The sequence below is a fragment of the Paenibacillus sp. S150 genome, from assembly GCF_019352175.1.
In the GTDB taxonomy this organism is placed as follows: Bacteria; Bacillota; Bacilli; order Paenibacillales; family Paenibacillaceae; genus Paenibacillus_AQ.
In genome coordinates this window covers 55,204-65,414 of record NZ_JACBYI010000023.1, presented here as the reverse complement: position 1 = coordinate 65,414, position 10,211 = coordinate 55,204, and the positions used below count along the sequence as shown (strand labels likewise).

Here is a 10,211-nt window from a genome sequence, read left to right as displayed (position 1 = left end):
CCTTTCCTCCTTCGTAATGCGCATTAACTGATCTCCCATAAATCCTTCTGCTCTGTCGGATAACGTTCAGCCATTACCCGTGGCCTTGATGGAGTATTCCATCCATTCTTCCGGGCCTGAGTCTCCCCGATTACCTTCCAGCCTGCCGCGCGTAGACTTGTTCCCGGTTCACTCTTGAGAGTGTAGGTAATCAATCTGTTATATCCCATACCTCGCGCCGATCTCCAAGCAGCTGCGTAGAGCTTGGAACAGGCATCTTTATATCCATCAAGGACGCAGCAGCGTGTAACCTCAAGCGTCCAGCCATCCTGGTTATGCCTTGCTACTGGTCGGCCTACGATCACGACACCGATCACCTTTTCCCCATCATTGAGACCGATTGAAAACTTGTGTCCCTGCGGGGCGACATTGTGCCGGTGATGCTCATCCACAAACGCCCGCGCTTCAGTAAGAGATAATGGCTGTAAATTGTACTTCACGGTTCAACCTCCCTCTGATACGCCGTATGCGTCTACTCTGCCTTTGGGAGAGGAGGGTTGTATACCCTCTCTGTCCCGATATCTTCGTACTGTTCAGCAGCTGGTATAATCATTTACTGCCTTTATTGCAGCCATTACCGGGTATATCTGCAGAGGATCTACTGCATTGCCCAGCGCTTTAAGACGGGCCGTTCTCTCCTTAATGCCGGTTGCTACCCTGGGGGGCTCCCATTCATATTGCGGCATTCCCATGAGTGCAGGCTGCGGATAAGAGCTTATCAAATCAGCCAGTTTATCTAGTGGATTTACTCCACCTCGGTCCAGCCAGGCGGAAAATTCATCAGTGTTTCCACCCATGCCGGGTTGAGTTGCCCCGAATAGCCCTCCTGGATTAGCGCCCCGGGTACTAAGTCCCGATCTATTTGTGATGGCGGCAACGCGGCATTCTTGCTGTCCTGCGCAGTTGCCGTTGGCCACATCTTGACTGCCGATTGCAAATCTGGTGTCCGGCGTTCTCTTTCTGATGGACAATCCCCGCGTTGACTGGCCCTTGGAGTCGGCCACATTTTGACTTGATCGTTCAAATTCTGGCTCCAACCCTGTTCCCGTTTCCTGCTGGATCTCGGTCCGTTCGGATCGTCCCCGCTGCGATAATCCCGAGCCTGCGGTGTCGCCCAGTACGCTCGATTCGCGTTGTATACATCCGTTCTCAGGCTCTTGCTCTGTCCCCCGCCGTGACTCCCAGTCGAATCCGAAGCATTCGGTGTGCCCCACAATGAAAACTCTGTCTCGTCTATGGCTGCCGTAGACGGCCGCAGCTGGTATAACAAAGACTTGGACTTCGTAATTCGCGGCTGCCAAGTCAGCAAGCACAGTGTCGAGCCCCATAGAGATGTGCCCAGCAACATTTTCGCCAATAAAGAAACGGGGCCGGATTTCCCGGATAAGTCTGATAACGTACGGCCAGAGCCAACGGTCATCTTCTGTGCCTCTACGCTGCCCGGCCAAACTTTCAGGCTGGCAAGGGTATCCGGCGGAAACAATGTCAATTGCTCTATCTGGTCCAATGATGCCATCGCGCTCCAGCACCTCTCTTGTTAAAGTACAAACATCTTCATATATCGGTATGCCCGGCCAGTGGTGGGCGAGTACCCGGCGCGGGAACGGCTCTCTTTCGCAAAAAGCTACAGTTTCCATCCCAGCCCAGTGAGCTGCTAAATCAATGCCACCAATGCCACTAAACAGGCTAAGTTTTCTCACTTTGCTGTTCCTTTCTGCTGAACCGTATGTGTCTACTGCTTACTACTAAGCGTGATATATGCCGCCTCTGCCCTCTCTCGGGGGCTGGCGTCGCACATCGCAGCAACCAACGTTCCGTAATAGGGATCAGTAATTTTTCGTATCATGCTATTTTGTATCTGATTAGCAAGGTTAAGGGCGTACCCTTCCGGGTCAATCTTCCTGGCTGCTGTCTGTACCTCTAGAGAGGCAGCAGGGTCAGTGCAGTAGTCGGGTGCGTCCAAATATGCTTTGTCTATTGTTGACGCGGGTAGTCTCTCTCTACCCATTGGAGTTACTAAGGCATATAGTTGTTTGCCGTTATCTCCGATAGTTAGCGATTTGACGGTGTACCCCATCAGCTCCGCCAGCGCCCGGTTAAGCTCCGGGTTGGTCATTGTCTGTACCTGTGTCATGGTTTTACTGACTTCGCCTCCTTTTCAAACCAAAATGTTACATTTTGTCCCGTCTCTACCACAAGCCCATACCGCCGGGCTACAATGTACTGATTGTGGTAAGCGTTGAGGCTGGAGATAAACTGAGCTATCTTGTCCCTAAACTGCTCTACCGTCAGCGGCCCTTTTTGCAAATTACAGCTGGCACAGGCCGGCACAAAGTTGTCCTCGCGGTCTGCATCCGGGTTAAGGCTGGTGCCGTCTGTCCTGCCCGTTAAGTCAAAGTTACGGCGTATTGCCTCTACGTGGTCTTTATGCCATCCTTTTGCCGGGAGAGGATCGCCGCAGTAATAGCAGCGTCCCCCGGTTTTGTTAAAGATGGCTTGGCGTTTGGTGGGCTGTGTCATGGCTGTGTCTCCCCTCCCTTATTTACTATGGCTTCCAGCAGCGCCTTAACGCTCACTTTGACGTCTTCTGCTGTTGTGTGGTCGTCATTTGCGGTGTCGTAAACATCCTGGAACATCCTGTACGTCAAATCACAAAATAATTCATAGTTGACAAGTCCCGGACGTTTGAATACCTTAATCCGATTCTTGTATTTAAAAATTTCTTCAATGCCAGCCGCCTCCCACATCTCCAAAAGCTGCTGTTCTAATGAGGCCTCCCGTTGCCGGGCTATGGTCTGTTGTGCCTCTACCAGCTCACGGTGATATCCTCCAGCAACTTCATGTTCTACTGCACGCAATTTCTGTTCTTCTGCTAATTGTTGTTGTGCCTCGTCTAAATTTTTGTCCGCCATCTCCCACCAAGTAAAGTAGGTCTCTACTTCATCCGATAGCTCGCTGCCTCGTTGTTTTGCCTCTGCTAACCTACCTTCTAACTCTCTAATCCGTTCATCTCGTTCTTCCAATTCATTAATGATAAACATGGGCATAGGTAGTCTGTTTTGTATGATCTTGTGTTTGATTTCACTCATCGTTAGCATGTTGGTTCTCTCCTTATGGGCCTATGCCCTGATTTACTCACAAAGTCCGTATTGACTGGAACAAGACGGTACGTCCTCATACTCAAGCACTTTGATCAGGTCATAATTCCTGCCGCCGTAGCTTGTTTTCGACCATTCCACGTTGTCGTATATTCCTTCCGTTTCGCGGCCGTTTGCTGTTGGGAAGAACGTCGCCCCTCCGTGCTTAGAAGATTGCTTCACGATTCGTTCCCATTCAGCGATACGGGAAATTTCCTCCGGAAATCGGCGGGCTATTTCGAAAAGCTCCTGTTTCCCGCAGTTGATGCAGGGCATGCAGCCCGCACGGCCCATGCCAAGCTTATATAGAGGGTTTGGATCAATTCCATGCTTCCGGTGGATTTCAAACACATCGTCTACTATCCATTTCAGCAGAGGCCTGTAAATTTCATATCCTTCCGGGGTCTCTTCTCGTTCAGTCATCAATGCACGCGCCCGGCTTTCATCAGCCCGAATCCCCTGCCAGGATACGACCTTGTTTCCGGCTTCCAGAAGAGGTAAGAATACCTGGTCAAACATTGGCCGCACCTTCAATTCCACCGTACAAAACCGAATCTTTGTACTCGGAAAGCGCCCTTTCCAGATACATAAATCGAGAAACGGATTTCCAGTTGGATGCAACATTTCAAGTGCTGCCTGAATCACGTCCTCCCCTATCCCTTCATTCCTCCACTTTGTCTGCACCGTTTCCCGCTTGCGCTCTATCTGTTTCAGGAAGTCTGCTCTAATCCGGCGTATCGGTCCAAGCTTACTCTCCAAATAATCCAGATACTCATATGTCAGCGGGTGCTCATTACCCGTGTCGTTGAAGACAACCATCGGCTCGACGCCCTGTTCTAAGCAATAAAGCCATGTTGCTGTGCTATCCTTGCCGCCTGATTTGTTAAGGACGTTTATCGTGGTCATGTCTGTTCCCTCCCTGGGGCTATAACAGCCCCTTCAAAATAACTGCTGCTGTATAACTGCCGTCCGCCGCTGCGCAATCTCAACATACTGCGGACCAATTTCGATAATGGTACATTCCCGGTTGTTCTCCAGGGCGACCTTACGGGTGGTTCCGCTACCGCCGAAGGGATCAAGTACATGTCCGCCCGACGGAGCGCCTGCCAGGATGCAAGGTTCAATGAGCTTTTCAGGAAACGTGGCAAAGTGAGCTTCTGGAAATGCTTGAGTGGCCACTGTCCAAACACTGCGCTTATTGCGCATGCCGTTGTACTCAATGTCTTCCCGATCAGGGCGGTGCTGCTGCGGCTGGCCGGGCGGCGGCGATTCGTTTACCTTGCGTGCAAATGAATTAGCCCTGACCTTTTGGGCGTAAGCAACCAGTCCGGCTTTTGTTCGGAAGTGCTTGTCTCCAGCCTCATATGCATTCGTCCCCTTGTGTGAGTGGTTGCCGGGTAAATGATCCGCAACAGCCAATTCCTTGATTTCATCCATATTGCAGTAGTACCGATCCGACTTAGCCAAAAGGAATAAATATTCATGAGCCTTTGTCGGCCGGTCCGCCACGCTCTCTGGCATTGGGTTAGGCTTGCTCCAAATGTTGTCCATTCGGAGATACCAGCCGTCCGCTTGAAGAGCAAATGCTACACGCCAGGGGATGCCGATCAGATCCTTGGGTTTAAGTCCGTTTCCGGCAGGACTGTTTCCGCCCCCCCACCTTCCCGATCCACGCTCTATGCGCTTGCTTTTTGCCTGTTGCCACCCTGGACGCTCCTTCTCGTAGGAGCCGCCGCCACCTTTGCCGCTGCCTGCGTAGCTATCCCCGTAATTGAGCCAGAGCGTCCCGTCCTTCCGCAGCAGCCGCCAAACCTCCCTAAACACCGCCACACTATGAGCCACAAACATTTCCGGCATAGGCTCCAGTCCCAGGCAGCCAGTCCAAGCTGGCACGGTCACCGGCGGCAGCCCGGGCATCGGCGTGTAAGTGGTCTCCGGCCAGACTGTCGGCGGAATGCCATAATCTCGCAAGCCCCAATATGGCGGGCTGGTGACGCAGGTGTAAAAGCACTCAGCGTCCAGCGTCGGCATGATCAGCATGTTGTCTCCTTGTAAGATCACGGAAACCTCTCCCTTACCTGTTTGTATTCTTGCGGCCGCAATATCCGATAGTATCCGGTCAGCGCCGCATTATTTTGCTGGTGAATCGTCCCGGCAAACACCCCGGCAGCCCGCAGCATAACCTCAATTTCAAACTCACTGCCGGCTACAATGTAGGTGCGTAGTTTGCCATCCCTGCCGGGGTGCTGCTTTATTGTAGGGACTTCAGGTGTCCAGTCTGCCATTAAATCAGCAGAGTAAGCAGAAGTCCCAGCACCGCCAGAGCCACGCTAAACCTCACCAATACCTGGGTAGGGCTTGGTTGTTCCTCTTCCCGGGCTGTGCCGATGATGCGTCCGTTGTCGTCCCGTAGACGTATTACTGTTTTCATATCTCTCAATCCGTCCTTTCTTACACCCAAGCTCCACAGAGGATGCATACTGAATGATGTGGCTCCTTAATCGCTTCACCTGGAATGTAGCTCCATACCGTTTCGATAAATTTATCTGGATGGACACAGGTCTCTTGAAATCTTGCATACCGGATTTTCCGATCCTGTCCTTTGAAATTACAACGAGCACAGAAAACATATTCGGAAGCAAAAATTTCTCCGTCTTCGTCAATTACCGTTCGCTGCCGGTAGTAGATTCGGCCTTTCTCAATGCGACCGTTACAGTAAATGCAAGTTCGCTTCAGTCTCCTGGAAGCAATCAATCTGTTAGGTTTTGCACTCATTCGGCGTACACCATCCTTAAAATAAGAGCGTCTGTTCTGTATTTTGGGTGTGACTGTCCGCCACCGTAGGCTTCCCGGGGCGTTTGCTCGTTTTAGATATCGCTTTGGGCGACTTGGTTTCTGGGCTTATAATCGCCTGAATAATCCGCTGTTGATAAGATGTATAGCCCTCTAGGCTGCCGCCGTTCCTGACCCGATATACCGCCTCGGCAACCTTTGCAATGATATAAGCATCCGTCACGTTGTCGCTCTTGTGCTCGTATCCGTAATGCTCCAGGACGCCGGCAGCCACAAATGCTTTTTTCTCCGAACTTGGCACGCGCTGATTCCGGTTCACAAATCCTTTAGTGCGCTGTGGGTTGACGTCAATAAATTCAAGATCCTTACGGTAGATCATGGAGCGCAGCCCACCGTGTATCATCCCAGCTGTGACGGCTGTCTGTGTGCCCATGGCTGGTTGTTCTATCGCGATAATGTCACCAGGCTTGAGCAGCCCATATACCTTGTTCTCCAGCGACACCAACATGCTTGTGCTAATCCCTCCTGGGACTCGCTTTCCTTCGCCCCTGACGTCTGTTGCCACAAGGACATTTCCTTCTTCATCCAATGCGACAAATCCGGTTGTCGTGGCTGGGTCGATTCCTACGAAACGAATGTGGACCGCCTCCGATCCTTTAGGTAAATCTCCTGAGCCTTTTCGAGCAACTTATATCCCCAAGCCCTGCTAATTCCGAACTCCCTTGCGATATCCGGAATGTTATACCCGGCCATCAGATAAAGGATGGTTTTGCGTAACCTGTCCGGCAGGGCGTTTAAGAAATCCTCAACCTCAACACCACTCTCGTCCTCGCAAAAGCCAATCAATGCGGAATACTCAACTTCTGTCCCGTTTATATTGCCAACAGGCTGATTAAGAGAGGTATGGGCTCCGTACTCCATGTACCAAAGTGCTCTTTCTGCTGACTCGTTCGGGACCTCCAGCGCCTTTGCGATTACCTCCGGTGGACTATTGTCCAGTTGGTATTTGAGGATTCTCCCGATTAAATCATAAATGCGGCTTGGCGGTTTAACCGATGGCAATCTGTCTCTCATGTACATCATCATTTCATTCCGAATGATTGGATAAGCCAGCGTTGAAAATTCTCCTTTGCTCGGATCGTAGTAGTTATAAGCCTTAATCAGTCCGATAAATCCTTCCTGAATGAGATCATCCACTTCCACCGGCAGCCTTGTTTTCCTTCTATGTTTGTAGGCTAGGTCATAAACCAATCCTTTGTTTTGTTGGATAAACTCAGTCATATCGCCCAAGTGCGGGTTATAGTGTTCATGAGCTTTCATCCTGCGACAGCACTCATACCGGATACTCAGATCAACGCTATCGTCAATTGATATCTCATATAGTTGCAGTTGATTCTTCTTTAATAAATTCAAGGCCAATCACTCCTTTCTTGGAGAGGTAAATTCTTGATACTCAACCCCTGCGGCCTTGTATATCTCCCTGAGATAGGGATATAACAAAACCATATGTCCGCGCTTGTATTCGTGTATTCGCTGTTCCACGAAGTCGTAAGTGCGCTGCAGCTTTGATCGTTCTTCTGTCGTCAATGTTAAAGGGTCGCTTAGCAATTCCGCCTTTTCTACCAACCACGCAAGTGATTTTTCATATGCTTCTTCATCTTCGATTCGTCCGCTGCTGCTCATACTCTTTCACCTTCTCAGCGAGCTTGTATTTCTCATCTTTCGTCAAATTCACAAATCGACTGATTCCCGGGAAAAACGCCATTTCAAACGTTCCTGTGCCGATCTTTCGGCCCTTGGCGACAATGATTTCCGCGAATCCCTTTTTAGGGCTGTCCGCGTTGTAGTAATCGTCTCGGTAGAGGAATGTGACGATATCCGCATCAGACTCGATGTCGCCGGAGTCGCGCAGGTCTGACAACAAAGGACGCTTATCCGGTCGCTGCTCGCAATTCCGTCCCACTGCTGACAAGCAAACGACAGAGACTTGAAGCTCTTTTGCCATGCGTTTCAGATACTTCGTGATGTAACCGATACGTTCTTTGGCGGTGCCGAATTCTTTCTCCGTCTGAAGAAATTGAAGGAAGTCGATATGCACAACCAGTCTCGGGTTCTTTTTTTTCAGAATCTTTACCTGCCGCCGGATGTACTCCACCGTTGCTCCTATTTTGTCGTCGATGTACAGGGACCTAGAAGCGATGATTTCCAAGGCGTCACCATATCTCAGCCAGTCATTATCCGACATTTGACCAGAAGATATCCGGTCCCGTTTAATCCCGCCGACACAAGAAGCCATCTGCTCTACCACTTCAAGGGCACCCATCTCCAAGGAGAACAATACATCCGCCCAGCCGGACGCCGTTACTGCCTCCATGTCGTTTACTGTATATAGTGTCTTGCCCATTGAAGGCCGCGCAGCAATAATCTCAAGGTCTCCAGGTTGATGCCCCTTGCTTAGCTCAGTAAAGTCATGACAAGCCGTTTTCGCTCCAGTGATACCCCCACTGTTGGTTCGCTTGGCAATGACCTTCTCATGACCCTCCAATAGAGTTGCCATGCGCACAGGACCGCTTACGCTATCGCCTTGCTGCAACTCTTCCAATTGTTCCATCCTGGCTTTGAGTTCCCCTAGGTCACCGCCGCCTATGTTTGCAATATCTCTGCCAATCTCAGCAAGTTCCTTCTGTACCCGCTCTGTCCGCACTGCCCGCTGGTAGTACGTAAAGCTGTCTGTACTCGGTACAGAATCACGCAATGCCATAAGTCTGCTTATCCCGCCGATGCGCTGCAGCCTGGCTCCCCATTTTGATACAAGGATTACCGGGTCAAATGGATTAGTCGCACCCTCTGAGTGTTCCTTGGCATACTGCAGGACCTTATAAAGCAGTCGGTTATCTTCTTCATCCTCTGTAAAATCTGCGGGGCTGAGAAAGCAGTCATCCATCAGTGAGTGATCTTTTAGCAATGACCCAAGCACTGCACGTTCAGCGTCAAGATTCATCTTCAGTCACCCGCGCTTTCTTAAAGATCGCATCAAGCTTTTGCCGGATATGATCCGGCGGCGGTCCGACCTTCTCCGTTTCGTGATACTCTCGCAGCTCAAGCAATCGCTGTTGTTGTTCCTGTTTCTGTAACTGGTAGATAGTAAGCTCAGGTCCGCTATCCATACAGGCCTGATAGATTTCCCCAGGTGTTGGAGCAAAGCTGGTATTCTCCCGGCAGAGCCTGCGAGCGGCAGCCATGGCGACATCCGGCGGAATGTCTTGCAGAATGTCCGTCCATACTCCTACGACATCCTGCACTTCGTCCTCGTTAATCACAAAGCTCCGGTAAGCTGCCGACAGGTACTTCAGGAGTAATGTCACGCCGACTCGATCCAATGCCCTCCACCTCCCTCTGTAGTGCTCGGTCCAGCACGCTGCCCGTTTTCTTTGATGTCTCGGCAGGCTTTAGCATCCCTTCCGGATCTACCACCGGATAGTCTTTATAGCGCTTCTGGTTTAAAAAGGTCGAAGGATGCGGGATGAACTGCTTCTCCGTTTGGAGCAGTTTGCAAGTCTCTGCGAAATTGGCTGTATTCTGGATAGCTGTATCCGGTTCGAAACCCTTCAGTTTGCACAGCTTCTCCCATGCCTTCTTAGCAGCATCCTTTGAGACCTTTCGAGGGTACTTTTGATAGAACTCATCAAACCGCTCTATATTTTCTTTAATACTTTTCTTTAAGATCTTTATTTCTTTATATGGGGGAAGTATTGCTCCCCTCCCAGATGCTACTTGAGGGGAAGTATTGCTCCCCTCAGAGGGGAAGTATTGCTCCCCTCCCCCTTCATCATAAGGAGGGGAAGTATTGCTCCCCTCATCAGTGGAAAACATTTCAATTTGCTCCTCCATGAAATCACCGCTTTTCGTTATTGTCCATTCATCGTAATTCTTATTGAAGGCGAGACGCCGGGCCGTGGTCTTCGTCTCGCTCTTCGTGACAAGCAGCACTTTGGACTTAATCAGGAAGGCAATCTCCTTCTTTACCGTTCTCCCTGATATACCTGTTGTTTGCTGCAGAAAGGTAATTGAGAAGTCATGGTCCTTCCGGCCATATCCGTAGGTGAGCCGCCATATCTTCAGTACAATTCTCAGTTGCGCTCCGTTGAAGGTGTACTGACATAACGCATCTAAGATTTCATTTGCAATAGGCGCAAACCCGTTCTCCTTCTGGGGCTTTGCCATTACTTCACCTGCTTTGCT

The 10,211-nt window shown here is 50.5% G+C and carries 14 protein-coding genes; all 14 read right to left on the bottom strand.

The genetic code is table 11. The annotated features are described in order from the left end of the window. Nucleotides 1-23 precede the first annotated feature (23 nt). The 14 genes from HYD27_RS19805 to HYD27_RS19740 all read right to left on the bottom strand — a co-directional run bounded on the left by HYD27_RS19805 (nt 24) and on the right by HYD27_RS19740 (nt 10,193). On the bottom strand, nt 24-479 hold the full coding sequence (locus HYD27_RS19805; protein WP_219218022.1) for an XF1762 family protein: 456 nt from the start codon (nt 477-479) through the stop codon (nt 24-26). Nucleotides 480-572: 93 nt separating this feature from the next. Then, nucleotides 573-1,739: a DNA cytosine methyltransferase gene (locus tag HYD27_RS19800; RefSeq protein ID WP_219218020.1), complete on the bottom strand. Its 1,167-nt coding sequence runs from the start codon at nt 1,737-1,739 to the stop codon at nt 573-575. A gap of 32 nt (nt 1,740-1,771) precedes the next feature. Next, nucleotides 1,772-2,173, bottom strand: a complete 402-nt coding sequence (locus HYD27_RS19795) for a hypothetical protein (protein ID WP_219218018.1) — start codon at nt 2,171-2,173, stop codon at nt 1,772-1,774. Continuing rightward, nucleotides 2,170-2,559: an HNH endonuclease gene (locus HYD27_RS19790; RefSeq protein WP_219218016.1), complete on the bottom strand. Its 390-nt coding sequence runs from the start codon at nt 2,557-2,559 to the stop codon at nt 2,170-2,172. The genes HYD27_RS19795 and HYD27_RS19790 overlap by 4 nt, the downstream gene beginning before the upstream one ends. Further along, on the bottom strand, nt 2,556-3,137 hold the full coding sequence (locus HYD27_RS32110) for a hypothetical protein (protein ID WP_228745220.1): 582 nt from the start codon (nt 3,135-3,137) through the stop codon (nt 2,556-2,558). Before HYD27_RS32110 ends, HYD27_RS19790 begins: the two co-directional genes overlap by 4 nt. Before the next feature lie 33 nt (nt 3,138-3,170). Then, entirely contained in the window at nt 3,171-4,082 is a 912-nt protein-coding gene (locus tag HYD27_RS19780) for a phosphoadenosine phosphosulfate reductase domain-containing protein (protein WP_219218015.1), read from the bottom strand. A gap of 33 nt (nt 4,083-4,115) precedes the next feature. Then, entirely contained in the window at nt 4,116-5,216 is a 1,101-nt protein-coding gene (locus HYD27_RS19775; protein WP_220101692.1) for a DNA-methyltransferase, read from the bottom strand. A 244-nt stretch (nt 5,217-5,460) separates the two neighbouring features. Continuing rightward, nucleotides 5,461-5,607 carry a hypothetical protein gene (locus HYD27_RS19770; protein ID WP_219218010.1) on the bottom strand — a complete coding sequence of 49 codons (147 nt, stop codon included), beginning with the start codon at nt 5,605-5,607 and terminating at the stop codon, nt 5,461-5,463. Between the two features lie 360 nt (nt 5,608-5,967). Continuing rightward, nucleotides 5,968-6,477, bottom strand: coding sequence for a hypothetical protein (locus HYD27_RS19765; RefSeq protein ID WP_219218008.1), 510 nt, complete (start codon nt 6,475-6,477; stop codon nt 5,968-5,970). Between the two features lie 116 nt (nt 6,478-6,593). Then, nucleotides 6,594-7,382, bottom strand: coding sequence for a sigma-70 family RNA polymerase sigma factor (locus tag HYD27_RS19760; RefSeq protein ID WP_219218006.1), 789 nt, complete (start codon nt 7,380-7,382; stop codon nt 6,594-6,596). A gap of 6 nt (nt 7,383-7,388) precedes the next feature. After that, on the bottom strand, nt 7,389-7,652 hold the full coding sequence (locus tag HYD27_RS19755; RefSeq protein WP_219218005.1) for a hypothetical protein: 264 nt from the start codon (nt 7,650-7,652) through the stop codon (nt 7,389-7,391). After that, complete coding sequence (locus tag HYD27_RS19750) at nt 7,624-8,970, bottom strand: replicative DNA helicase (protein ID WP_219218003.1); 1,347 nt, start codon at nt 8,968-8,970, stop codon at nt 7,624-7,626. The genes HYD27_RS19755 and HYD27_RS19750 overlap by 29 nt, the downstream gene beginning before the upstream one ends. After that, on the bottom strand, nt 8,960-9,349 hold the full coding sequence (locus HYD27_RS19745; RefSeq protein ID WP_219218001.1) for a replicative helicase loader/inhibitor: 390 nt from the start codon (nt 9,347-9,349) through the stop codon (nt 8,960-8,962). Before HYD27_RS19745 ends, HYD27_RS19750 begins: the two co-directional genes overlap by 11 nt. After that, nucleotides 9,282-10,193, bottom strand: a complete 912-nt coding sequence (locus HYD27_RS19740; protein ID WP_219217999.1) for a replication protein — start codon at nt 10,191-10,193, stop codon at nt 9,282-9,284. The genes HYD27_RS19745 and HYD27_RS19740 overlap by 68 nt, the downstream gene beginning before the upstream one ends. Between the last annotated feature and the right edge of the window lie 18 nt (nt 10,194-10,211).